At 32.4% G+C, this 25,217-nt stretch carries 25 protein-coding genes; 6 read left to right on the forward strand and 19 right to left on the reverse strand.

Annotation, left to right across the window (positions count from 1 at the left end; genetic code table 11):
* The first annotated feature begins 30 nt into the window (after positions 1 to 30).
* Positions 31 to 1,422: a DUF4173 domain-containing protein gene (locus ACHRVL_RS18265; RefSeq protein WP_395414832.1), complete on the forward strand. Its 1,392-nt coding sequence runs from the start codon at positions 31 to 33 to the stop codon at positions 1,420 to 1,422.
* Positions 1,423 to 1,468: 46 nt separating this feature from the next.
* On the opposite strand, the gene rluF is transcribed toward ACHRVL_RS18265, so the two are convergent.
* The 5 genes from rluF to ACHRVL_RS18290 all read right to left on the reverse strand — a co-directional run bounded on the left by rluF (position 1,469) and on the right by ACHRVL_RS18290 (position 5,741).
* Positions 1,469 to 2,293, reverse strand: coding sequence for a 23S rRNA pseudouridine(2604) synthase RluF (gene rluF / locus ACHRVL_RS18270; RefSeq protein ID WP_395414833.1), 825 nt, complete (start codon positions 2,291 to 2,293; stop codon positions 1,469 to 1,471).
* A gap of 114 nt (positions 2,294 to 2,407) precedes the next feature.
* Positions 2,408 to 2,752, reverse strand: a complete 345-nt coding sequence (locus tag ACHRVL_RS18275; protein ID WP_395414834.1) for an antibiotic biosynthesis monooxygenase family protein — start codon at positions 2,750 to 2,752, stop codon at positions 2,408 to 2,410.
* Positions 2,753 to 2,819: 67 nt separating this feature from the next.
* Positions 2,820 to 3,680: an alpha/beta fold hydrolase gene (locus tag ACHRVL_RS18280; protein WP_395414835.1), complete on the reverse strand. Its 861-nt coding sequence runs from the start codon at positions 3,678 to 3,680 to the stop codon at positions 2,820 to 2,822.
* A 183-nt stretch (positions 3,681 to 3,863) separates the two neighbouring features.
* A complete protein-coding gene (locus tag ACHRVL_RS18285) occupies positions 3,864 to 4,643 on the reverse strand; it encodes a zinc ribbon domain-containing protein (RefSeq protein WP_395414836.1) in 780 nt (259 codons plus the stop codon).
* A 3-nt stretch (positions 4,644 to 4,646) separates the two neighbouring features.
* A complete protein-coding gene (locus ACHRVL_RS18290; protein WP_395414837.1) occupies positions 4,647 to 5,741 on the reverse strand; it encodes a Nif3-like dinuclear metal center hexameric protein in 1,095 nt (364 codons plus the stop codon).
* 129 nt (positions 5,742 to 5,870) lie between these two features.
* On the opposite strand from ACHRVL_RS18290, the gene lpxK reads away from it, so the two are divergent.
* Both lpxK and ACHRVL_RS18300 read left to right on the forward strand, forming a co-directional pair.
* Positions 5,871 to 6,896 (forward strand): tetraacyldisaccharide 4'-kinase, encoded by a 1,026-nt coding sequence (gene lpxK, locus ACHRVL_RS18295; protein ID WP_395414838.1) that lies wholly within the window; start codon positions 5,871 to 5,873, stop codon positions 6,894 to 6,896.
* On the forward strand, positions 6,868 to 7,680 hold the full coding sequence (locus ACHRVL_RS18300; RefSeq protein ID WP_129054704.1) for a purine-nucleoside phosphorylase: 813 nt from the start codon (positions 6,868 to 6,870) through the stop codon (positions 7,678 to 7,680). The genes lpxK and ACHRVL_RS18300 overlap by 29 nt, the downstream gene beginning before the upstream one ends.
* 9 nt (positions 7,681 to 7,689) lie before the next feature.
* Here ACHRVL_RS18300 and ACHRVL_RS18305 read toward each other — a convergent pair whose 3' ends face one another.
* From ACHRVL_RS18305 to lipA, 3 genes are all read right to left on the reverse strand, one after another.
* The gene (locus ACHRVL_RS18305) at positions 7,690 to 9,858 is read right to left on the reverse strand and encodes an ATP-binding protein (RefSeq protein ID WP_395414839.1); all 2,169 of its coding nucleotides are present in this window, start codon (positions 9,856 to 9,858) and stop codon (positions 7,690 to 7,692) included.
* A 26-nt stretch (positions 9,859 to 9,884) separates the two neighbouring features.
* Positions 9,885 to 10,883 carry a type I glyceraldehyde-3-phosphate dehydrogenase gene (gene gap, locus ACHRVL_RS18310; protein WP_395414840.1) on the reverse strand — a complete coding sequence of 333 codons (999 nt, stop codon included), beginning with the start codon at positions 10,881 to 10,883 and terminating at the stop codon, positions 9,885 to 9,887.
* Positions 10,884 to 10,968: 85 nt separating this feature from the next.
* Positions 10,969 to 11,835, reverse strand: a complete 867-nt coding sequence (gene lipA, locus ACHRVL_RS18315) for a lipoyl synthase (RefSeq protein WP_089055870.1) — start codon at positions 11,833 to 11,835, stop codon at positions 10,969 to 10,971.
* Between the two features lie 297 nt (positions 11,836 to 12,132).
* Here lipA and ACHRVL_RS18320 point away from each other — a divergent pair, with 297 nt between their 5' ends.
* Both ACHRVL_RS18320 and ACHRVL_RS18325 read left to right on the forward strand, forming a co-directional pair.
* Positions 12,133 to 13,002 carry a M48 family metalloprotease gene (locus ACHRVL_RS18320; protein WP_395414841.1) on the forward strand — a complete coding sequence of 290 codons (870 nt, stop codon included), beginning with the start codon at positions 12,133 to 12,135 and terminating at the stop codon, positions 13,000 to 13,002.
* A gap of 214 nt (positions 13,003 to 13,216) precedes the next feature.
* Positions 13,217 to 14,089: a M48 family metalloprotease gene (locus ACHRVL_RS18325; RefSeq protein WP_395414842.1), complete on the forward strand. Its 873-nt coding sequence runs from the start codon at positions 13,217 to 13,219 to the stop codon at positions 14,087 to 14,089.
* 68 nt (positions 14,090 to 14,157) lie between these two features.
* Here ACHRVL_RS18325 and ACHRVL_RS18330 read toward each other — a convergent pair whose 3' ends face one another.
* The 7 genes from ACHRVL_RS18330 to hisC form a co-directional block, all read right to left on the reverse strand.
* Entirely contained in the window at positions 14,158 to 14,538 is a 381-nt protein-coding gene (locus tag ACHRVL_RS18330) for a PH domain-containing protein (RefSeq protein WP_089057968.1), read from the reverse strand.
* A 149-nt stretch (positions 14,539 to 14,687) separates the two neighbouring features.
* Positions 14,688 to 15,512, reverse strand: a complete 825-nt coding sequence (locus ACHRVL_RS18335) for an energy transducer TonB (protein WP_395414843.1) — start codon at positions 15,510 to 15,512, stop codon at positions 14,688 to 14,690.
* A gap of 154 nt (positions 15,513 to 15,666) precedes the next feature.
* Entirely contained in the window at positions 15,667 to 16,218 is a 552-nt protein-coding gene (locus ACHRVL_RS18340) for an RNA polymerase sigma factor (RefSeq protein ID WP_395414844.1), read from the reverse strand.
* Positions 16,209 to 17,315, reverse strand: a complete 1,107-nt coding sequence (locus tag ACHRVL_RS18345) for a glycosyltransferase (protein WP_395414845.1) — start codon at positions 17,313 to 17,315, stop codon at positions 16,209 to 16,211. Before ACHRVL_RS18345 ends, ACHRVL_RS18340 begins: the two co-directional genes overlap by 10 nt.
* Positions 17,316 to 17,399: 84 nt before the next feature.
* The gene (locus ACHRVL_RS18350; protein WP_395414846.1) at positions 17,400 to 18,014 is read right to left on the reverse strand and encodes an FMN-binding negative transcriptional regulator; all 615 of its coding nucleotides are present in this window, start codon (positions 18,012 to 18,014) and stop codon (positions 17,400 to 17,402) included.
* A gap of 120 nt (positions 18,015 to 18,134) precedes the next feature.
* Positions 18,135 to 19,148, reverse strand: a complete 1,014-nt coding sequence (gene murB / locus ACHRVL_RS18355) for a UDP-N-acetylmuramate dehydrogenase (protein WP_395414847.1) — start codon at positions 19,146 to 19,148, stop codon at positions 18,135 to 18,137.
* A 110-nt stretch (positions 19,149 to 19,258) separates the two neighbouring features.
* Complete coding sequence (gene hisC, locus ACHRVL_RS18360) at positions 19,259 to 20,362, reverse strand: histidinol-phosphate transaminase (RefSeq protein WP_395414848.1); 1,104 nt, start codon at positions 20,360 to 20,362, stop codon at positions 19,259 to 19,261.
* Between the two features lie 173 nt (positions 20,363 to 20,535).
* On the opposite strand from hisC, the gene ACHRVL_RS18365 reads away from it, so the two are divergent.
* Positions 20,536 to 21,030, forward strand: a complete 495-nt coding sequence (locus ACHRVL_RS18365) for a hypothetical protein (protein ID WP_395414849.1) — start codon at positions 20,536 to 20,538, stop codon at positions 21,028 to 21,030.
* Between the two features lie 26 nt (positions 21,031 to 21,056).
* On the opposite strand, the gene ACHRVL_RS18370 is transcribed toward ACHRVL_RS18365, so the two are convergent.
* The 4 genes from ACHRVL_RS18370 to recF form a co-directional block, all read right to left on the reverse strand.
* Positions 21,057 to 22,112 (reverse strand): glycosyltransferase, encoded by a 1,056-nt coding sequence (locus ACHRVL_RS18370; RefSeq protein ID WP_395414850.1) that lies wholly within the window; start codon positions 22,110 to 22,112, stop codon positions 21,057 to 21,059.
* A 152-nt stretch (positions 22,113 to 22,264) separates the two neighbouring features.
* Entirely contained in the window at positions 22,265 to 22,942 is a 678-nt protein-coding gene (locus tag ACHRVL_RS18375; protein ID WP_099720495.1) for a DUF2461 domain-containing protein, read from the reverse strand.
* Positions 22,943 to 22,952: 10 nt separating this feature from the next.
* Positions 22,953 to 23,651: a thioredoxin domain-containing protein gene (locus tag ACHRVL_RS18380; RefSeq protein WP_395414851.1), complete on the reverse strand. Its 699-nt coding sequence runs from the start codon at positions 23,649 to 23,651 to the stop codon at positions 22,953 to 22,955.
* Positions 23,652 to 23,914: 263 nt separating this feature from the next.
* Positions 23,915 to 24,994, reverse strand: coding sequence for a DNA replication/repair protein RecF (gene recF / locus ACHRVL_RS18385; RefSeq protein WP_395414852.1), 1,080 nt, complete (start codon positions 24,992 to 24,994; stop codon positions 23,915 to 23,917).
* Positions 24,995 to 25,217 lie beyond the last annotated feature (223 nt).

A 25,217-nucleotide genomic window follows, 5' to 3' on the forward strand; every position in this document is an offset into this window, starting at 1 on the left:
GAAATGCAAAGTACTTTTAAAAATTTAATCATGAAAAAACATCAAATTATTTTAGCTTGTACAGTGGTCTTTATATTACTTTTTTACAATCAAAATCCAGGGGTTAACATTGGTATTTTTGGTGTAATTTTAACATTGTTAGTTAGTTACTTCTTTCAGGAGAAGTTTGTAGATAGGTCACATTTAGTATTGGTGGTTACGTCAATCTTGTCTTGTTTTGCTTTTGCATGGTATGGCGATGCCGCTTCTTTTTTTGCTTTAGCGCTCTCAGTTCTTTTTTTACAGTTTAAAACTCAGGATACAGAACTGAAAATAGTACAGATTTTTCCGTTGGTATTTTTAAATGGATTTACTTCAATAGGAAGGATTTTTATTTTTAGTCAATGGCTGCCTGAACGAAAAATTCATAACGATTTTGCTAAGAAATTAGTGGCCTTTGTAATTATTCCGATTGTTTTTTTAGGATTGTTTTTTATCGTTTATTCTTTCGGAAGCGACCATTTTTCTTCATTATTTACAGATTATGAATTAGATATCAATCTGCCTCAGCTAATTGCAATGTGTATTTTAGGATTTTATATCTCGTTTAGCTTTTGGAATTATTGGGTGCCCGATGCTTGTTATGAATTCAATCCAAAGTTGAATAATGAATTTACTAATATTTCTGAAGTAAAGAGTCAAAGTACATTTTCATTTTTAGATCTTGATTTCGAAAGAAAGAGCGGTGTAATTACTTTGGCAATGCTTAATATTTTACTTTTAATTTTTATTGGAACATACAATTACGAGCAGTTTTTTGAAGCTGCAGATAAAGCAAATTTAAGTGCTGATATTCACGAACGTGTAAATGCTGTGATTTTTTCAATTTTGATGGCTGTTGGTGTAATTCTGTTTTATTTCAAAGGAGGATTCAACTTTGATGAGGAAGCGACATCATTAAAAAAACTCGCTAAAATCTGGATTATTCTAAATGCAGTTTTGATCGTTAGTGCTATTATCAAAAATTCAGAGTATGTTTCTTCTTTTGGATTAACATATAAGCGTTTAGGAGTTTACGCCTTTTTAATTTTAGCAATTATAGGTCTGGTTTATACTTTTTTAAAAATTACAAAACAAAAAACAAATGCTTATCTAGTCAATCAAATGGTTTGGTATTTCTACGGAACAATTTTAGTTTGCAGTCTTGTGAATTGGGGAAATCTTATAACCAATTACAATATTTCGGTAAATAAAGGAGTAGAACCAGTTTTTTTAAGCGAATTGAATTTTAATGATGATGCTAGAAGAGACTATTTTAATAAAAATAATCTATACGGAAAAGATTCAGAAGCGGTGAGAGAAGAATTGATTTCTAATTATCAGAATGAAAACTTTTTATCTAAAGCTTTGTATTATGAATTTTTAGATCATAAGAGTAAATAAATAAAAAAAAATCCCATCTGCTCTGGCGGATGGGACTCTATTATATTTAATTTTCGCCTCTTTTCTTAAATCTCGGATCGTGTTTCGATATAAACGTTGTTCTTCTATTTGAAGCTGGTTTTGGAGTTTCAACTTTAGGTAAACTTGCTTCTTCCGTTTTACTCGAAGGTTCAATTAACTGATTTAATTCTTTGATTTCATCATCAGTCAAATCGCGGTATCTGCCAACTGGAATATCCAAGGAAATATTGATGATTCTGATACGTTTAAGAGCCGTAACTTCATAACCCAAATATTCCGCCATTCTTCTAATCTGACGGTTTAATCCCTGCGTTAGAATGATTTTGAAAGTGTATTTACTGATTTGTTCCACTTTACATTTTTTAGTAACAGTGTCTAAAATAGGAACACCATTTCCCATTCGCTGAATAAAACGATCTGTGATAGGTTTGTTTACGGTAACCGTATATTCTTTTTCGTGATTGTTTCTAGCGCGTAAAATCTTGTTTACAATATCGCCGTCATTGGTCATAAAAATTAAGCCTTCACTGGCTTTGTCCAATCTCCCGATTGGGAAAATACGTTTAGGGTAATTGATGTAGTCAACAATGTTATTTCGAACTTCAAGATTAGTGGTGCATTCAATTCCAACTGGCTTGTTGAATGCTAAATAAACCATCTTTTCGTGCTTCTCAACAATTAGTTTTCCGTCAATGCGTACTTCATCATCTGGCGAAACTTTAGTTCCCATTTCAGGTACAGCACCATTTATTGTAACACGTCCTTCCTCTATAAGTTTATCAGCTTCACGACGTGAACAATAGCCAGTTTCGCCAATAAATTTATTCAAACGTTTTAAATTCTCTTCCATAGTGCAAAAATAGGCAAAAGTTTAGACTTCTTAGAATTTTAGATTTTTAGAAAAGAAAAAACTTAGAACCTTAAAAAAAAACTTTGTCTCTTTTTCCCTCTGGAGCTTTGTCTCTTATTTATGAAATTGAGAACTATCCTCAGGAGTTTCTTTTCGATCAAACATTCCGTAATCGCGAACAACAGTTGCAATTCTTAAATGATAATCTTTAAAAACTTCATTGCGTCCTTTTGCCTGTGCGTGACGATGCATTTCGAGATTTCTCCATTGCTGAATGCTTTCTTCGTCTTTCCAAAAAGACAATGACAAAACCTTGTCAGGATTACTAATGCTTTGAAAGCGTTCTATTGAGATAAAACCTTCGATGTGATCTAATTCCGGACGTAGTTTCGCTGCAATGTCTAAATTTTCTTCTTTTTTTCCTTCGTTAGGAATGACTTCAAAAATTACGGCAATCATTTTTTTTGAATTATGTGTTAGAAATAAAATACAAAATAAGAAAAACCTTTGTTTCTTTGAGTCTTTGTTACTTTGAACGTTCAGAAAAAAGAAACTCAATTACTTTGCTGTACAATTCATCATCATGCATTCCGTGGCCTAAGCCTTTGGTTTCTATAAATTGACTATTTTTCCAGTTGCTGTGAATTTTTTTTCCTTCTGCAAAAGCAACGACATCATCTGAAGTGTCATGCGCAATAAAACCTTCAACATTAAATTCTGAAGCAAATTTTTGTCCTGAAAAATCCTCAAGCTTAAAATTGAATCGATCTAAAAATTTACTTTCTAAAAGTGAAAACATTTTAGTATTCAAGCTTAACATTGAGATATAATTATCGATTAATGTTTTTAAGTCTGATGGAGCTCCTAGAATAACCATTTTATTTATGCTGGTATTCGGAAATAGGTATTGGTGATATACGCAGGCTGCGCCGCCAATCGAGTGACCAATTATAATTGTCGGCTGGTATTTTTCTACCGCTTTGTTTATAAATTGGGCATAAAGCGGAACATTAAATTCTTTACCGCTGCTTTGACCGTGAGCAGGAGCGTCTATAGCAATAATAGTACTTCCTGATTTTTGAAGATGCGGAAGCGTTTTTTTCCATCTCGAAGCATTGCTTTCCCAGCCATGAACTAATAAGATTTTAGTTTCGTTTCCTTTCCAGATGTAAGTTTGAAAATGATGTTCATTAAGGTTGAAAGTTTCCGTTTCCGTATTTCTCAAAATTTTTGGAAGAGCTTCTTTTTGTAATCTTCCAATTCGAGGCTGACTAAAAAGGGCATAAGAAAGCTCAACAGCTTTTTGAGGACGAACATAACTTAGAAAGTTTATGTATTGCCCAACAGATTTTAAAGTAATAAAACGGATTCCTTTTTTAATTCCCAAAATAAGCAGATTAATGATGAAAGTATATTCGAAAAACTTATCCTTAAAAGATTTGCCACGAATGACACAAATTTAGCACGAATTTTTATTCTTTAAATAGTCAAAGTAAAAATTAGTGAAATTGGTGAAATTCGTGGCAAAAAAAGAGATAAAAAAAAGTCCCGATTAAATCGGGACTTCTATTTAGAATTTTGAGAACAATTGTTCCATTTTTTCTTTTTCTTCTTCAGCTAATGCGCTGTCAACTAAAATTCTTCCAGAGTGCTCATCAGTAATGATTTTTTTTCTAGAAGCAATCTCAACTTGAGTTTGCGGTGGAATAGTGAAGAAAGATCCTGCTGAAGCTCCTCTTTCGATCGAAACTACTGCTAAACCATTACGAACACTAGTTCTGATTCTTGTATAAGCTGCTAATAATCTGTCTTCGATTTGGCTTGAAAACTCAGCAGATTTCTCAGATAAGAAAATTTCTTCTTTTTGAGTTTCTGCCATAATAGCGTCAAGTTCAGATTTTTTATGTTTTAAATGAGAACTTTTTGCGTCAAGCTTTTCTTTTAAGTTAGATATAACTTCTTTTTTATGCTCGATAGAAGCTTTCATTTCTTTGATTTGCTTTTCAGCCAATTGAATTTCTAATTCTTGAAATTCAACCTCTTTAGTCAAAGAATTAAATTCTCTGTTATTACGAACTGATTCTTGTTGTTTTGTGTATTTTTTGATAACCTCTTTATGCTCATCAATACCATTTTTCTTAGACTTGATTTGCTCCTCAATTACTTCAAGTTCACTTTTCAGTTTCTCTGAACGCGTGCTTAAACCTGCAACTTCATCTTCTAAATCTTCCACTTCTAAAGGAAGCTCACCTCGTACGTTTCTGATTTCGTCAATTCTAGAGTCAATAAGCTGTAAATCGTATATTGCTCTTAACTTGTCCTCAACACTTAATTCTTTCGTATTCGCCATATTCTATAAGTACTTAACTGGATTTGTATTTTCTTCTGATAAAATGATGGCAAAATTAAGGATTTTTTTTCGAAGATAATCAACAATATAGTTTTTTGTATAGCGTTCGCTCTCAAAATGACCAATATCTGCTAAAAGTAATCGATTTTCAGCTTCGTAAAACTGATGGTATTTTAAATCAGCAGTTAAAAAAGCATCAGCTCCAGCCATAATTGCATTTTTTATGGCAAAACTTCCTGAACCGCCTAGAACTGCTACTTTCTTGATTCTCTTACCTAAAAACTTAGAATGACGTATTCCGTCAGCAATCATTTTTTCTTTTACAAAATGAAGAAAATCTTTTTCATTCATTTCAGTTTCAAACTCGCCAATCATTCCTAATCCTATATTTTGATGTGAATTTTGAAGATCATAAATTTCATAAGCTACTTCTTCGTAGATATGATTGGCAAATAAAGCTTTAAGAATTTTAGATTGTAAATGTTTTTCAAAAACAACTTCAATTTTTATTTCAGTTCCTGTATGTAATTTTCCTTTTTCTCCAATTACAGGATTGCTGTCTTCGTTTCCTTTAAAAGTAAAAAAACCTTCAGTGTTAAAACTGCAGTTATCATAATTTCCAATAGTTCCTGCACCAGCTGCAAACATGGCATTTCGAACTTTTTCAGAATTATCTGGAGTTGTATAGGTTACTAATTTTTGAATGAAATTTTGTTTCGGTATCAAAACTTTTGTGTTTATCAAACCCAAAGAATCACAAAATATTTTATTAACGCCTGCAGAATGATTGTCTAATGCAGTGTGAACGGCATAAATAGCAATGTCATTTTTGATTGCTTTTAAAATGGCGCGTTCAACATAATTTTTGCCTGTAATTTTTTTGATCCCAGAAAATAAAATAGGGTGAAAACAAACTACTAGATTGCAGTTTTTTGCAATAGCTTCGTCAATCACAGTTTCTAAAGCATCATGGCAGACTAAAACGCCTGTGCTTTCTGTTTCAGTATTTCCAACTAAAAGCCCCACATTATCAAAATCTTCGGCGTAAGCCAAAGGCGCCATTTCTTCTAGAACTTCTATTATATTTTTGATTTTCATTTTTTACTTTTAGTTTCAGGTTTCAGGTTCTATTTGTTTCAAGTTTAATGCGAAAGAGAAAAACTTGAAACGGGAGATCTGAAACAAATTCATAAAACAAATTAACGAAAAAAATTATACTTTCGTAAAATGAATATACTTCGAAAAATACTTTTCCCTTTTGCAATTTTGTATGGATTAATCACATCAATTAGGAATTTTCTTTTTGATAAAGGAATTCTTAAATCGACTTCATTTGATATTCCTGTTATTGCGGTTGGAAATTTAAGTGTAGGAGGAACCGGCAAAACACCTCAAATTGAGTATTTGATTCGATTGTTATCAAGTAAATATAAAGTGGCGACTTTAAGTCGTGGTTACAAACGTCAGTCGGAAGGATTTGTTTTGGCAGATGAAAATTCTAATGCTTCAATACTTGGTGATGAACCGTTTCAGTTTTATCAAAAATTTCCAAGTGTGCAGGTTGCCGTTGATGCAAATCGTACAAACGGAATTACTCAATTACTTTCGCAAAAAGAAAAGCCAGAAATAATTTTGCTTGATGACGCTTATCAGCACCGCAAAGTAAAAGCTGGGTTTTATATTTTGCTTACTTCATATGGTGATTTGTATGCTGATGATTTTATGCTGCCAACAGGAAATTTGCGTGAGGCTAGAAGCGGAGCAAAAAGAGCCAATATTGTTATAGTTACAAAATGCCCTTCTAAATTGGATGAATCTGAACAGGAAAATATTAGAAGAAAGTTAAAACTTGAAGTTTCGCAAGAATTATATTTTACCTTTATAGATTATGATGATTCTGTTTATTCAAGAACAGAGAAATTAGCAGTAGCGGAAATTAAAGAGGAACGAAAGCTGCTTTTGGCAGGAATCGCAAAACCAAAACCCTTTTTTAATTTTTTAAAATCTAACGAAGATGAATGTCTTACATTTCCAGATCATCATCATTTTACAGAAAAAGATATTACAACAATTGCAGAGAAAGCAAAACAATATAAAATTATTACAACCGAGAAGGATTATGTTCGTTTAAAGGACACAAGTATTGTATCGCAATTATTTTATTTGCCTATAAAAAGTTCTTTCATCAGGGAGCAAAATAATTTTGATAAAACAATTTTAAGTTATGTGGGAAAAAGTTCAAGAAACAGTTAGTTATATAAAGTCAAAAACACAATTTACACCAGAATATGGAGTGATTTTGGGTTCAGGTTTAGGAGGTTTTACAAATGATATAGAAATAGCATTTACGCTGCCGTATGATGAAATCCCTAATTTTCCTGTGTCTACAGTTCAAGGGCACAAAGGCGCCTTGGTTTTTGGAACTATTGGGGATAAAAAAGTAGTTGCGATGCAAGGTCGTTTTCATTTTTATGAAGGATACACGATGGAAGAAGTTACGTTTCCGGTTCGTGTAATGAAATTTTTAGGAGTTAATAAACTATTAGTTTCAAATGCGTCGGGAGGAGTAAATGCAGCTTACAGAGTAGGTTCGATTGTTATTATTAAAGATCATATAAACTTTGCACCGGAACATCCTTTGCGTGGTAAAAACGATGAACGCTTTGGACCTCGATTTGTAAATATGAGTGAGCCTTATTCTCGAAAAATGATTGCTAAAACGAAAGAAATTGCATCAAGACTGAATATCGAAATTCATGATGGCGTTTATTTTGGTTTGCAAGGGCCTACTTTTGAGACTTTGGCTGAATATAAAATGGTTAAAATTCTTGGAGCAGATTGCGTAGGAATGTCTACAGTTCCAGAAGTTATCGTAGCGCGCCATATGGACGTAGAAACTTTTGGAATTTCAGTAATTACTGATATGGGTAATGAGGAAAGTATAGATACGATCTCTCATGACGAAGTTCTTGAAGCAGCAAAAATGGCAGAGCCTCAAGTAAGAGCTTTGATAAAAAACTTGATTATAGAATATTAAGTTTTTACTTTAAAAAAACTTGGCGATTGTGCTGTAAAACTCATCTGGAACAAATGGTTTTGTAATAACATCATTCATTCCATAGGATAAAAGCATATCTCTGTTTTCGTCAAGCGAAATCGCAGTCAGCGCAATAATTGGAGTTGTTTTATCAAACTCTCTAATTTGCTGCGTTGCTGTTGTTCCGTTAATTCCAGGCAAATGAACGTCCATTAAGATCATATCAAAACGCTTTACTTTTAAAAGCTCGACAGCTTCTTCTCCGTTATCGATGATTTCGCAGGTTATAGCTTTATTCTCAAGCATTTTTCGAGTAATCATCTGATTGATTTTATTGTCCTCAATCAGTAAAATTGATTTGTGTTGTAATTGAGAATCGTCGTATGTTTTTTCTTCTTGAACGACCTCCAAAGCTTCTTTGTTAATTTTAAAATCTAATTTAAAAGTAAAAGTAGATCCTTTGCCAACTTCACTTTTTAGTTTTATTTCGCCGCCCAAAAGTTCAATTAGTTTTTTTACAATAGTAAGTCCAAGACCAGTTCCGCCATATTTTCGATTTACCTCTATTGATCCTTGCGAAAAACTCTCAAAAACAGTTTGCAATTTATCTTCAGGAATTCCAATTCCGGTATCAACAATTTCAAAATAAACTGTTGCGGTATCATCTTCTTCAGCGTATAATTTTGCAATTACATTTACATTTCCGTTTTGAGTGAATTTTAGCGCGTTGTTGATTAAATTCAATATAATTTGAGACAATTTAGTAGGGTCACCAATTAAATTGTCAGGAATTGATTTGTCTATCTCAAGATTGAAATAGTTTTTATTGGCAGTAGCCAATTCTTTTAAAGAACTTTGAATGTTAAAAAGAAGCTCTTTCAAATTAAAGCTGATACTTTCAATTTCGACTTTAGTAGAATCGATTTTATTAATTTCAAGAATTTCGTTGATAAAAGTGGTCAGGTAATTTCCTGAAAATTTTAAGGATTCTAAGTATTTTAGTTGCGTTTCTTTTGGATCATCTTCAAGTAATAAATGAGTAATTCCATTGATCGCATTCAGCGGTGTGCGGAGTTCATGACTTACTGTTGATAAAAATTCTGATCTGGCTTTTGAAGCTTTTTCAGCCTTATTCTTGGCTAGAATCAACTCTTTGTTTTTTTCGCGTAAAAGCAGGTTGTTTTGATTTCGAATAATGTTGTTTTTGTATAACGCTAAACTCAAAAGCGATAGAATCGAAATTAAAGCAATTGCCAAAATACTGACCAACTTAGAATAGCGATAGGTTTTTAATTGAATTTTTTCTTCGCTTTCACGTTTTATGCTGTTATTTAAAGATTGATTTTTTTTGAATTTCTGATATTCATTAAAATCAATTTTAGCATTTTTTAATTTTAAAATGTAGTTTTCTAATTGATAATGTTCATCTAAATAAGAATAAGCAAGATCAAAGTTTCTGTTTTTTTTATAGTACTGACTTATCGCTAAAACAATTTTAGATTTTTGCGGAAGATCATTTATCATCGCATTATAATCTAGTGCTTTATCAAAATAAATTATAGCAGAATCATTGCGTTTAAGTGTGCTTTCAATTAATCCAAGTTGATAGTAAGAACTGCTTTTTGTTTTTAAAATAGCAGGATTGTCAGGTTTTTTGGTGATTTGTCGTAAAGTCTTAGCGGCTAAGCGTAAGTTTTGATTTGACTTAAAAGCCATCGCTTTTTGATAGCTGAGAACTTCGGCGCTGTCAATAACTCCCAGTTCTTTTAATAGGTCTTGGGCTTTTGCATAATAAACATCGGCAGTTTTGTAGTTACCCATTGCCGTGTTTGCGGCACCAATATAATGTAGTGCCAAAATTTTTGTGCAATTGGGTTTTACACTGTCAAATGAGGATACACTTTTGTGAAAGTTCTTTAAAGCTTCGTCATATTTTTGCTGATTGTAAAATATTTTTCCAAGCTTAAAGGTTTGGTTGGCTAGATTTTGGGTATGATGATGTGTCTCACAAAAGTCAATTGATTTTTTAGTGTAAAAAACAGCATTGTTGTATTTTTTACTGCTAAGATTTTTATTGGCTAGTTTATTGTAATAGGAAACACTATCCGTATTCTTTTTAGTTTGAGAATACAAAAATGAATTTAAAAAACAAACCAGAATAAGAATGTGGTATTTCATGTATTGCAATGCTTTTACAATGAATTTTATTTTTTTCTTATCAGTAAAATCAAATCTATTAATCTTGATGAATATCCAATTTCATTATCATACCAACCCACAACTTTTACCATTTTATCAATAACAGATGTTAGTTGTGCATCAAAAAGACATGAATGTGTGTTACCAATTATGTCAACCGAAACGATTGGATCTTCAGTATAATCTAGTATTCCTTTTAAATTTGTTTTTGAGGCTTCTTCAAATGCTTTATTAATTTCGTCAATACTGACAGCACGTTTTACATTAAACGTTATGTCGGTCAATGAACCATCGGGAACTGGAACACGAATGCCGCAGCCTCCAATTTTTTCATGCAATTTAGGAAAAATTTTTGTTAATGCCTTAGCTGCACCTGTAGTTGTTGGAACAATTGACTGACTTGCGCCTCTCGCACGGCGTAGATCCTTATGTGGCTGGTCGTGAAGGCTTTGGTCGGTTGTGTAGGAATGTATTGTTGTAATGTAAGCTTGTTCAATTCCGCATAATTCCTCGATGATTTTTATCATCGGAGCCGCATTATTTGTCGTACAGCTTGCATTAGAAACAATGTCTTCCGTTCCGTCTAGAATAGTTTCATTTACCCCTAAAACAACCGTTTTTATTGTGTCTACTTCAGAAGGAGCAGAAAGGATTACTTTTTTTGCTCCAGCTTCTATATGCGCATTTAATTCTTCGTGTGTTTTATATTTTCCTGTTGATTCTATAACAAAGTCGATAGAATGACTTTTCCAATCTAAGTTAGAAATGCTTTTTTCATGAAAAAATAAAAAGTGTCTATGATCAACAATTATCCCATTTTCATCATGAGATACCTTAAATGGCAAAACACCATGTATGCTGTCGTATTTTATTAAATGCGACATGGTTTTGTTATCGGCAATGTCGTTAATTGCAATAACTTCAATTTCAGGGTGGTTTAGAAGCAGACGGAACAAGTTTCTTCCAATTCTTCCAAAACCATTAATAGCAATTCTTGTTTTCAATATTTTGTTTATTTGTTTAATCGTTCAGCCGTTTAATCGTTTTATCAATGCAATTAAACGATTAAACAGTTAAACAAATAACCTTTTATAATATATGTTTTTGTGCTTTGTATGAAGAACGAACTAAAGGCCCGCTTTCTACATGTCTGAAACCTAATTCTTGACCAAATTTTTCATATCGGGCAAATTGTTCAGGTGTAATGAACTCTTTTACTGGTAAATGCTTTTTGCTTGGTTGTAAGTACTGTCCAATAGTAACAACATCAACATTTGCATTTCGCAGGTCCGTCATAGTTTGAAAAACTTCTTCTTCCGTCTCTCCAAGACCTAACATGATTCCAGATTTAGTTCTGTTTATTCCTTTTTCTTTCAAGTAACGCAAAACTTCTAAACTGCGATCGTATTTTGCTTGAATACGAACTTCTCTTGTTAAGCGTCTTACGGTTTCAACATTATGCGAAACTACTTCAGGATTTGCTTCCACAATTCGATCCAGATTTCTTTCCATTCCTTGAAAATCCGGAATTAAAGTCTCAAGTGTAGTATTCGGATTCATTCTGCGAATCGCTTTTACAGTTTCAATCCAGATTATTGAACCGCCGTCTTTTAAATCATCTCTATCAACACTTGTAATAACAGCATGTTTGATATTCATGATTTTTATAGAACGAGCTACTTTTTCAGGTTCATCCCAATCTACCGTTTCTGGTCTGCCGGTTTTAACACCGCAAAAACCGCAAGATCTAGTGCAGATGTTTCCTAATATCATAAAAGTAGCAGTACCTTCTCCCCAGCATTCTCCCATATTTGGGCAGCTCCCAGAGGTGCAAATTGTATTTAAACTGTATTTATCGACTAAACCGCGAAGTTCAGTATATTTTTGTCCAATTGGTAATTTTACCTTCAACCATTTAGGTTTTGCGGCTGGTATGTTTTCAATGACTGTTTCCATATATCATAATTCAAAGTACAAAGATACATAATGTAGTTTATTTGGAGATGCTAATTTAATTTTCGTTTACAGTTTGTGTTTTTTGATTTTATTTAAAACGAATAAGTTCAAATATTAATTACTCGTATTTGGATGTTTTTCTTGCTTTATTTTTTTACTCTTCTTGAGTATTTTGACGCTTTAGCTTGATTTTTTAAAAACTAAATTTTGTCTTATTCTGCTATAAATTTAGCGTTCCATGGCAGTGTGAAATTATCGCTGTAGTAATTTTGCTGTTAATTTAAAGCTTTAAAAAACATGAAAAAAAGATTTATTGTATTAGGAATTTTATTGACTGCTTTTGGTTTTACTACCATGAATGCGCAAATACTTTCAGACAAAGCTATGGGGGCATTAGGTAAAGGTGTTTCAGGATTTACTTTTAGTGATGCCGATGCTGCTGCTTTGGCAAAAGAATCGGTTGCAGAATTGGATGCAAATAACCCTGTTGCTGAGCCTGCTAATGGTTATTCAATTCGATTAAATCGTTTGTTTGGAAAACACACTTCTAGTGAGGGAGTTAATTTAAATTATAAAGTTTATTTAGTGAAAGATATTAATGCTTTTGCTTGTGCCGATGGAAGTGTTCGTGTATTTGCGGGTTTAATGGATGTTATGGATGATAATGAATTGCTTGCCGTTATCGGGCATGAAATTGGTCACGTAGTTAATCACGACACAAGAGATGCTATTAAAGCTGCTTATAAAAAAGAAGCTTTACTAGATGCAGCTTCGTCACAATCAGGAAAAATAGAGACTCTTACAGGATCTCAATTAGGAAAAATTGGAAGTGCAATGATCGACAGCAAGCATAGTAGAAAACAAGAATCTCAAGCTGACTCGTTTTCGTATGATTTTATGAAAAAGAATGGTTACGATGTAAATGCGGTGGAGTCAGCTTTTAGAATTCTTCAAAATTTAAGTGAAGGAGCTGAATCTTCTTTTATGACTAAAATGATGAGTTCGCATCCTGATTCTGGTAAAAGAGCAGATGATGCTAAAAAGAAAGCAACAAAAGATGGTTTGTATAAAGCTTATGTACAGCAGAAAATTGATAATACTGCGCCTGTAAAGGCAAAAGCAGCAACAAAGGCAACTGCTAAAAAGGCCACAACAAAGAAAAAGTAATATTGTTCATAAAACCTAAAAACGGCAGATTCTCTAGATAACTTGCCGTTTTTTTTTGTTATACCATTGAGTACTATGAATAATAGCTGTAGATCGTTATACAACTCATCAAAAATTTATATCTTTAATTTGTTAAAAAAACAAGCTTTTATTGAAATGAAATAGTGTTTTCTTGTACTACATTTGTTGTTAAATAATAATTATGTTTAGAGATATGAAAAAGAAATTTATTGTATTAGGGGTTTTGTTTGCCGCTTTTGGATTTACAAAAACAAATGCGCAAATTAATTTAGGCGATAAAGCAATTGGAGCGGTTCAAAAAGGGGTAACGGCTTTTACATTGACTAATGCTGATGCAGCAGCGTTGTCTAAAGAAGCAGTCGCGAAATTAGATACTGAAAATGAAGTGGCTGGTCCAACTGATGGTTATACATTACGATTAAACAGAGTGTTTGGAAAGCATACAGCCGGCGATGGATATACTTTAAATTATAAAGTATACAAAGTTAAAGAAGTGAATGCTTTTGCTACTGCAGATGGAAGTGTACGTGTGTATTCGGGTTTAATGGATATTATGGATGATAATGAATTGCTGGCTGTAATTGGTCATGAAATTGGCCACGTTGCCAACAATGATTCCAGAGATGCAATGCGTGCGGCTTACCAAAAAGAAGCAGTAATTGATGGAGTTTCTTCTCAATCAGCAAAAATATCTTCAGTAACTGATAGTCAGTTAGGGAAAATCGGAAGCGCTATGATTGACAGCAAACACAGCCGTAAACAAGAAAGTGAAGCGGATTTGTTTTCGTATAATTTCTTGAAGAAAAATGGTTATGACGTAAATGCAGAAGAATCAGCGTTTAGAATTTTGGCAAAAATGAGTGAAGGAGCTCAAGCTTCTTTTATTGATCAAATGATGAGTTCACATCCAGATTCTAAGAAAAGAGCAGATGATGCGAAAAAGAGAGCTGAAAAAGACGGCTTGTATAAACCATATGTGCAGCAAAAAATAGATAATACGGTTCCAAAAGCTGCAACGACTAAAAAGCCAGCTGCAACCAAAAAAACAACAACCAAAAAGAAATAATAATTTCTAGTTTAAAAAAGAGAACGGCAGATCATATGATCTGCCGTTCTCTTTTTTGTATATTATTGTTAGCCTAAAACGTGATGTGCTAAAACTTTTTGAACGTCGTAAACATTTACCGATTTGTTAAACTGCTTAACGATACTTGGATTCAGTTCGCTTGAAACCCATATTTTTAATTCAGCGTCAAGATCAAAAGTTCCAGCCGTTTCTACGCTGAAACGAGTGATGCTTTTGTATGCAATAGATTTATATTCGGTTTTACTTCCTGTTAATCCTTGTACGTCAACTAAGATTAATCTTTTGTTTGTAAAGATAAAAGTATCACGGATTAATTTAAAACCCATTTCGATTTCTTCATTATCAGTTAATAACTGACCATACTTTTTAAGTAAATCTTCCTGAGTGACAGTACCTGCATTACCCATAAGGGCTGAAAATATTCCCATTTTTTTTGTTTTTACAGTGATTATTAATTTGTGATTAGAAGTGTAAAAGTAGCAAAAATAGGAGATGTTTAATTCGATCAGATACTTATGTTTTTAAGAAAAAAAAGTGCATAAAAAAAGCAGAACCTAAATTCTGCTTTTTTCTATTTTTATTCTGCTTCTGTTTTTATTGTTATCGGGAGATTGTAAGCAGTTCTTACTGCTTTACCATTTAGTATTCCCGGAGTCCATTTTGTTTTTAATGATTTTAAAACTCTAATTGCTTCTTTCCCCATTCCGTAACCCGGATCATTTTTTACCATGATATCGGTAATTGAACCGTCTTTTTCAATTACAAATGAAACATACACTCGTAATGTTTTTTCGGCATCCAATTCTGGTCTGTTAAAGTTGTTTCCAACATAGGCATAGAATTTAGCCATTCCACCTGGAAATTCTGGCATTTTGTCTAAAGCTGCTGCAATTACAGGAGTATTGTCTACAGGAGTTGAAGAAGTGCCTTCTCCGCCATTTCCACCAGATGTTGGTATAGCATTTACAACAGTTCCTAGACCTGTAGAAGTATTTTCTACAGCTGGCGCATTGTCAATGTTTGTGGCAATGTCAGGTGTAGCCTGTGTAGCAGATGTAACGACCGGGTTTACCAATTGTGTGTTAATTGATGGCGCGGAAGCTGCACTTTGCTCTGGTGGTGCAATTGGTTTTGGTGGTTCAGGTTTTACCAGATCTGGTGCAATGTTAACTGGTACAATAGGGCATGAAATTACTTCTGGTTCATTAATAACTGGTGTCCTAAATTTATTAATCAGCATCGATACGCTTCCTAAGGCTGCTAGTAACAACAATCCCATGAATAGAGCTGTAATAGTAGTTTTAGAATTCTCTTGGCGTAATTGATACGCACCGTACTCTTTGTTTTTGTTTTCGAAAACAAGATCAATCCACTTGTTTTCATAGATGCTTAATTTAGACATGATTTTTGGGTTTTAAGGTTAAGTAACTTTAAATCATACGCGATAAGAATTAGGGTTTTGACAAACAACGCAGAAGTTGTTGTTTTAGTGTGTTAAAGTAATTTTTTTAAGAAAAAACCAGATAATGTGTTATTCTTTTCTTAAAGATAATAAATTATCTGTTACGATTAATGATTTCTGCTAACAATTTTTTAGCGCGAAGTAACTTTACTTTAACATTACTTAAAGGTTCGTCTATTTTGCTGGCAATTTCTTGATACGTCATTTCTTGAAAATAACGCAGTTGAATCACCTCTTGATAATGAGGTTTCAATTCTTTAATGCACAGAAGCAGTCGAGACAGGTTTTGCTCGTTAATTAAAGCGTCTTCAGCAGATAGAGTAGTGTCGGCAATATTATAAGCCTGCTGATCATCGGCATCAGTAATTTCTATAAAAAGACTGGATTTTTTTTTGCGCAATAAATCAATGTAGACATTTTTTGCAATAGCAATCAGCCAAGTGTTAAATTGAAATTCAGAATTGTAAGAAGCAATTTTGTCAAATGCTTTAGAAAAGGTTTCAATGGTAATATCCTCGGCAGTCGTTTCGTTTTCTGTTCGTTTAAGCATGAAGCTGTAAACTTCATTCCAATAATAATCTAATAAAAAAGTAAAGGCGGCTTGATCGCCTTTTTTTGCTTTTTCTATTTTAGAATTTATTTCCAATATACAGGTTTTGAAAAGATATTAGATATAAAGATATTAATTTGCGTGAATATAAGCGCTATTTCAAGCACTGGAAACCAAATTTTAATATCATTTTCTTTTAATTTTCCTGCAGAGAATCCAATAACAGTCCAAACTATGGTATAACGGGTTGCAAGAATGGCCAAAACTGCAATCCATTGAAATTGGAAAGCAAGCAGAATAATGACAGATAAAAAGAAAAACAATTGCGAACAGAAGAAAACTCCCAACTGAAATTTGTCGAAAAATTTATAATATTCAGCCGTAGAAACGTGTCTTCTTTTTTGAGTAAACCATTCTTTATACGATTCCTTTGGTTTAGAATAAGTAAAACTTTCAGGAGTATAAGAAATGGTCGTATTTGATTTGTTTGCGGCCTGATTAATAAATAAATCATCATCGCCGGAACGAACTTGTATATGATCAATAAAGCCATTTACATTAAAAAACTCGTCTTTTTTGTACGCTAAATTTCTTCCAACTCCCATGTATGGAAAACCTGCTTTAGTCCACGAAAAATATTGAACCGCAGTTAAAACAGTCTCAAAACGAATAATTTTATTCAGTAAAGAACGCTCTATTTTTTCATAACCACCATATCCTAAAACAATAGTTTTATTCATTGTAAATTGCGAAGTCATTGCTGTAATCCATTCTTTTGAAGTTGGGTAACAATCAGCATCTGTAAACAATAAATACTCTTTTTTTGCTGCTTTAATTCCTAATGTTAAAGCGTATTTTTTATTTCCCCAAAAAGCTTCGTTGTTTTTTACTTTAACCAAACGAATATTAGGATATAGATTTTCAAATTCTTCAAAAACCTCTAAAGTTTCATCACTTGAAGCGTCATCAATCAAAACAATTTCGAAATCAGGATAATTTTGTTCAGCTAATAATGGGATAAATTTCTTTACGTTTTCTTCTTCATTTTTTGCGCAGACGATAACTGAAACCGGAATTCTTTTTGGTGTAATATTTTGAGGTTTAGCGAATGCAAACTTTCCAAAAATTCCTAAGTAGTAGAAAACTTGAATAAAAACAATAGCAATAAAGAAGTAAAATAAAGTTATAAGCATATGGTTTTAATGTCTATTAATATCTGAAATTTTGCGAGTACAAAGGTAGTTATGAATTAGTAAATTTCAATGATTAATACAGATTTACTTTCGGCATTTCAACATTTCCTTTGCAACAGCAATAGATTGAGGGTTTTCAGTCTTTTCTAATTCCGAAATTATGTTTTTATAATTATGATCGTCTCGATTTTGCGATAATTTTTTAGTTGCCTGAATTTCGTCAATTTCTATTTCAAAACCAAAAATCCCTCGAGCTTCACGCATTGTTTTAGCAGATAAGTCTTCAACTCTAATAGGACTCTCTGAATTTGCTTCGTATTTATCAACTAACTTTTTTAATTGTTCTACCGAAGTTTCGTAGTCAACAATTTTAATTCTTCCATAAACATGTACGGCTATGTAATTCCAAGTCGGTACATTTTCGTGATCGTACCAAGATGAAGATATATAGCTGTGCGGTCCTGTAAACACCGCTAGGATTTGATCGTTTGCTGCAAAACCTTCTGCTTGAGGATTCAGTTTTGAAATATGTCCCTGCAAAATCTCTTTTCCATCAGAATTGATTTCAAGTTCTATCGGAATATGAGTTGCACACAATTTTCCGTTAGTTTGATTAATCAGGATTCCAAAACTATTTTCTTTTAAAAAATCTCTGATTTCTTCAGGATTCTCGTTTTTGTATAAATCAGGTGTATACATATTGTTTTTTTTGAGGTTTGTCACATTGAGCGAAGTCGAAATGTTTTTATGCTAAAGAGGACTTCGACTTCGCTCAGTCTGACAAAATTAAGTTCACATCACGAAACGAAATTTGCACTTTTAAATCACATTTACTTCCGCTTCAATATGAATTCCAAAAGTTTCAAAAACTGTTTTTTGAACTTCTTTAGCAACGGCTAGGATTTCTTGCCCAGTTGCGTTGCCATAATTTACTAGAACTAAAGCTTGGTTTTTATGAACTCCAGCTTCTCCAAAACGTTTTCCTTTTAAACCAGCTTGCTCAATAAGCCATCCAGCGGGAACTTTTACTTCGGTTTCAGAAACTTCATAAAATTTCATGTCAGGGAACTTTTGATGAATTTTCTCGAAATCAGATTTTAATAAAATTGGGTTTTTAAAGAAACTTCCGCTGTTTCCCAGTTCTTTTGGATCAGGTAATTTACTTTGTCTAATGGCAATTACAGCATTACTTACCTCTTTTAATGTTGGTTCAGTAATGTTCTTTTTAGCCAATTCAGCTAAAATATCTCCATAAGAAGTATTGATTTTATGATTGCGTTTTGTCAATTTGTAAATAACCGAAGTAATAATAAATTGATCTTTTACTTCATTTTTAAAAATGCTTTCGCGGTACCCAAAATTGCACTCAGCATTAGTAAAGGTTTTCATTTCCTGAGTTGCAATATTCATCGCTTCGCAAGAAACAAAAGTATCTTTGATTTCGGTTCCGTAAGCGCCAATATTTTGTACTGGAGTTGTGCCGACATTTCCCGGAATTAAAGACATATTTTCTAAACCGCCAAAATTGTTGTCGATTGTCCAAAGTACAAAATCGTGCCAAGTCTCACCAGCCTGACTTTCGACCCAAACAAAATTATCATCTTCTTTAATGATTTTTTTTCCTTTTAAATCAATATGAATAACCAGCGCTTCAATATCTTTAGTTAAAAGCATATTACTTCCTCCGCCTAAAATGAACTTTTCCTCATTTTTGTTTGCTGACAAAATGGATTTTAATTCAGCAATTGAATGAACAGCAATAAATTTTTTTGCTTTGGCTTCGATACCAAAAGTATTGTAGTTTTTTAAAGAAAAATTGGATTGGATTTCCATAAATAAAAGGCTTTTTTGAGTTCCGAAACTTCGGAAAAATTCTGAGTTCAAAAGTAACGATTATAATTTATTTGAACAGATTTTCTGTAAAAAGACTTTTTTGAGAATTTTTATTTTATGGCTTCAATAAATTGCTGCATTTCTTTCATTGTTCCTATTGTAATTCTTGTCCATTTACCGTTTTCTTCATAAATCTTTGTTCCCATAATATTGTGGTTTTCCAATTGCTTAAAGTAGTCCTTTTTGTAATTCTCTAAAGAAAAATAAATGAAATTAGAATAAGATGGAATGCAGGTTAAACCTAATCGAGTAAGTTGTTCTAGGGTATATTTCCTTACTTCTTCATTTAAAGAGCATACTTCTCGAATAAATTTTTCATCATTTAAAGATGCAATCGCTGCAGCCGTTGTTACGACGCTGATTGATAAGTTAGGAGATGATTTTAGAACACTGAGTTCTTCAATTGTCGAAGAGTTTGCAACGGCATAACCTATACGTGCACCAGCCAAACCATACATTTTTGAAAATGTTTTAGTGATTATTAAATTCTTGTTTTCAATTACAAGATCGCTTAGTGAGTGCTCTTTTGTAAAATCGATATAAGCTTCATCAACAAAAACAATTGTTTTTTTAGAAGCTTCTTTTACAAAAGAAATTAACTGTTCTCTATCGCAGATTGTTCCTGTTGGGTTGTTAGGATTACAGATATAAATCATTTTTGTATCTGAATCGATTGCTTTTAACATGGCTGTTAAATCATGCTTTTTATCGGCAGTTAATGGAACTGTGATTTTTTTTAATCCTAATTTTTCAGAAGGAAATGTCCAATAGTCGAAAGTGGTTTCGGCAAGTATAAAATTGCCTTTTTTTAAAGCAGTATATTGAAGTACTAAATCTAAAATTTCTGTTGAACCAGCGCCCAATAGAATATTATTATCTGAAACACTATTTTTCTTGGCAATTAAAGAAATTAGTTCTCCTGAAGCATTCCAACCATAACGATTGCTGTTGTTGATGCTTTTTTGCATGGCAAGACGAGCTGATGGAGAAGGTCCGTACGGATTTTCATTCGACCGTAATAAAATAGGAGATTTGTCTAAACTTGGAGGGATGTAATTTTCTAATGGAGGATTTGCAAATGCTTCAAATTGACAAAAACCTAATCCTATTGTGCCTAACCCGATTTGTTTTAACCAGTTTCTTCTATTACTCATATTGCTTTAAGAATTAAATTAGAAAATTCGTTTTAATAATATGTCGTTGAGATTGGAGAAAAGTTACGGTCTTATTTTTGTGTGCAAAATTATTGGCTGCTATTCAGATTAAGTTTTATATTTGATAGGTGTTTATTGATTTTTAATGATTTAATAATTCTAAAATTAAGAAGATGGCCTTTAGAGATAACAAAGAACTATGTTCAAATAAGTACATAATAACTGCGTTGTTGTTTTTTGTTCAATCAATAGTTTTGGCACAAATTAATATGTATGGAAATTGGAAGATTGATAAAATATTAGGTTTGGGTGATTTTCAGGAATATTCAATAGTTAGGCAGGATGATAAGAATCCTTGGGGTAATGTGTTGACACTACATCTAGATGGAACATTCTTGTGCGGAAATACGGCTCCATGCGGAAATGATGTTTTTAGAAATGTTTCAGGAAATTTTATAAAGATTGATGATTCACATATTCGTTTTATTGTAAAAAGTAAATCGTCAAGCAGTTATAATAAAGTAAATGACTCAGAATTAAATTTGAATAAGGACTTAGGGATTTTTTACATCTATGAAGATTCAAATTTAATTCGATTAATTCCGAGTAATGGTAATTTACAGGAAGACAAAGATAAAAGGTTTAGTGTTCTTGGTATATCCCGATAGCTATCGGGATAGCCTTTGTGGTTAAGTTATTTTCTAGAATCAATCAATTTGTGATATCGATCAGCGATAACTTTCATATTAATATCATAATCCGCATTTTCTTCTACAAATTTTCTGTTTCGAATAGTTGCCTGATTTCGAGATTCAACATTTTCAAAATACCAGATTAATTCTTCAGCAAGTTGTTCGTTGTCATCGATTGTTATCAATTGTCCGTTTTTGCGATGTTTGATCCAGCTTTGATTTCCGGGAATGTCTGAAACAATAGGGTAGCAATTACAAGCCATAGCTTCAAATAAAGATGCCGAAACACCTTCAGTAATAGGCATGCTTATATAAATATTAGATTGCTGTAATAATTTTGGAAGTTCTGTGTTTGGGATTCTTCCTGTAAAAATTACTTTAGTTTCAATTTGTAATTTTTTTGCCAAATCTTTTAAAAACTGCAATCTTGTTCCGTCGCCAACGATGGTCAAGGAAAAGTCAATTCCTCTTTGATTAAGAATAAAAAATGCCATTAAAATAGAATCATGTCGATATTCGGGTTCTAAAGAACGAGTGACAATAGCTTTTATTTTGTTTGAATTGTTTGTTGAAGGCGTAAAAAGTGATAAATCGATTCCTTTAGGTAGAACCAAAACCTTGTTCATATCGACTCCAATTGCTCTCATAGAAATTGTCATTACAGGTCCCCAAGCATGAATTAAATGTGCTTTTTTGAAGGCGTATTTTTGAATGATTTTTTTAAAAGGATACAAAATAGAATCTTCCGGCCATAAATCTGTTTGACCTTGCTGTGCAATTACAATCGTTTTAGAACCAGATAATGCTGCGAGAAATCCATAACTTGTGGTTCTTTCAGCAATAACCATGTCTGTTTTTTCTTTTCTAATGATTTTTTGGATTGAAATTGGAGCGAAAAAATACTCTAGAATACGTTTGAATCTATTAAATTTTGAAGTGTTTGGCGTTTGAAGTTCCCAAGTAATAATTTCAAAATCGCCAAATTCTTTTAAACCTCTCATCCAGGTTATAGCATCGGCACGATAAGATTCTCCAAGAAAAAGTATTTTTCTTTTCATTAATTATTATTTGTTTTTTGTCACAGATTAAAAGGATTAAAAAGGATTTTCTTTTGTTGCTAATTACACAAATTTTTACTAATTAATTTTTGTAGTAAGCAACAACCGAAATCAAGAATCATTTTAATCTTTTTAATCTGTGGCAAATAAAACTAAAATTCTTCCGTGTCTAAAGCGCGATTGATAAAATCATTTAAAGGTTTTAGCGCGATTAGTTTTTTACTCATTTTAGAAACAAAATCTTTTTCAGTCACTTCAGAAATATCATATTTTTGAGTTGCAGTAAAGCTTTTCAGTTTTAAAAACTCGATTGCAGGATGTTCTTTTTCGTAACCTCTGGGCGGGTTTTTCAGCGAATTGTTTTCATTTACATCTAAACTTCCAAACTCTTTCTTGAAATTTTTATCAGCTAGAAGAGCTTCTAAATCATCGTGAAAAAAAGCAATTTCTTTGCGGACTTTTTTTAAGTCTTCAGATTCTGGAGAGTAAAATCCGCCGGCAATAAAACTAGCTCCTTTTTCAATATGAACATAATATCCTGCTCGGTTTAAACCTTTTGTTCCACCAGAAAGCCAAACGCCTAAATGTGCTTTATAAGGAGATTTGTCTTTTGAGAATCGAATGTCACGGTTGATTCTAAAGGTGCAGTTTTTAACTTCTAACAATTCTAACGAAGAGTCAAGCGGTTTCATCGCGTCTAGAAAATCACTTACCAATTGATGGTAATCTTTTTTGAAGATCTCGTAGCGCTTTTTATTGTCTTGAAACCAATCTCGATTATTGTTTTTCTTTAAATCGTCTAGAAATTGCAATGATTCTTTCGTTAGCATATTTAATGTTTTATTGCAGTTGTTTTCTTAATTCTTCTTCGCTGATGTATCCGATATTTTTCTTTTTCATTGTTTTATTTTCATATAAAAAAGTTGTCGGAAGCTGTGTTATTTCCATCTGCTGTGCTAAATCTTTGTTTTTATCTACATCAATTCTGATAATAACTGCTTTGTCAGCCAATTCTTTTTCTAGTTTTAAAATATGAGGTTCCATTTGTTTACAAGGCCCGCACCATTCAGCATAAAAATCAACAAACACTTTTTTATCTGTATTTAATAAAGCATTGAATTCATTCATTGTCATTCCATTTTCAGAAGCTTCCGCATTTGGAGCGTTTTTATCATTCCAATTAATGAAACCTCCATCAAGTTCATAAACAGATGTAAAACCTAGTTCATTTAATTTTGCAGCGGCTTTTTTACTTCTTCCACCGCTTAAGCAATAAACAAATACAGGTTTCGATTTGTCGTAAACAGCTGCTTTTGAATCAAAATCGTCACCATTCCAGTTTACATTTACGGCTTTGTCGATATGTGCTGATGCAAATTCATCTGGGGTTCTAACATCCAGGATTTGTGGATTTTCGGTTGTTTTAATTTTTTCTGCAAACTCTTGTGGTGAGAGTGATTCAAATGGAACTGCTTTTTTTTCATTACAAGAAAAGAGTACAAGTGAAACTATTGCCAGTAAAATTTTAGGGAATTTCATGCTATTTGGGTTTTAAAAATGATTTAGGCTAAAATAATGATTTTTCATTTTTAAAGTCTTAATAGAATTATAAAATCAAATTGCTGTTTTCTTTTGCGGCGAATTTCACGAATTAGCACGAATTTTTTAATTTCTCTTTGACCTCGAACAACTTTGACAAAGTTCAAAACTTTGTCAAGGTTTTACATCTTGTTAATCTTAAAATCGTGCTAATTCGTGAAATTACTTCGTCAGTTCGCTATCGCTCGTGTCGCGGCAAACAATTATAAATTAAAAATTTTATAACTCTGATGCGTCAACTTTACAATAGCTTCTGTGCGATCCGGGTGTGTGTCTGAAATAAAAAGCTGTCCAAATGTTTCGCTGTTTACCATTTCGACAATTTTTGCTACTCTGGTTTCGTCTAACTTATCAAAAATATCATCAAAAAGTAAAAGAGGTTTTACGCCGCTTTGTTTCTTTAAAAATTCAAATTGAGCTAGTTTTAATGCGATTAAAAAAGATTTTTGCTGTCCTTGCGAGCCAAATTTTTTAATAGGATGGGAGTCGATTTCAAACAATAGATCATCTTTGTGTATTCCAGTGCTTGTATATTGCAGTGCTCTGTCTTTATTAATGTTTTCTCTTAACAGCGTTAATAAATCTTTTTGATACAAATGACTTTCGTAAACCACCTGAACAGTTTCTTCAGATCCTGTTATGGCTTGATGATGGATATTAAATATAGGTATAAATTGTTCTAGAAATTCTTTTCGTTTTTCAAAAATAGATTGTCCAAAACTGTTTAACTGTTCATTATATATAGATAAGGTATCATTGTCGAAAGTATGATTGAGAGCGAAATATTTTAAAAGCGCATTTCGCTGTACAATTACTTTTTGATATTGTATAAGCTGATGCAGATAATTTGAGTCTAATTGCGAAATTACGCTGTCCATAAATTTACGGCGTGTTTCGCTGCCTTCTACAATTAAATCACGATCAGCAGGCGAGATGATTACTAACGGAATAAAACCAATATGATCTGAAAATTTATCATAAGCTTTTCCGTTTCTTTTTAAAATCTTCTTTTGTCCTTTTTTTAAACTGCAGACAATTTGTTCCGTTCTCTCGTCTTTTTCTAATTCAGCATCAATAACAAAAAACTCTTCTCCGTGTTTGATATTTTGAACAGCAAGCGGATTGAAATAACTTTTCCCATAAGCCAAATGATAAATAGCATCAAGGATATTGGTTTTTCCAATTCCGTTTTTGCCGACAAAACAATTAATCTTGATGTCGAAATCAAAATTAGCTTCGGCGAAATTTTTATAATTGAATAATGAGATTTTGTTTAAATGCATTTTTTAAGAGACTCTAAAAAGAAAAATTACTGTTTTTGCAACTAGTAAAATTGAGACTGTAAAATTATCTAATTTTATCGATATAAAAGGGTTTTGGCGCGTTTCAAGTTGATTTATTTTGGCGCTGATGTGAAAGGAGTTAGCATTCTTAAAAATATTTGTTTTAAAATAGTGATAAAATTGATTTTTTTTACCTCAGTTTCAATAAAAATTTTATTTTTGC

Origin of the sequence: Flavobacterium sp. FlaQc-28 (assembly GCF_044007415.1) — a bacterium.
Classification (GTDB): domain Bacteria; phylum Bacteroidota; class Bacteroidia; order Flavobacteriales; family Flavobacteriaceae; genus Flavobacterium.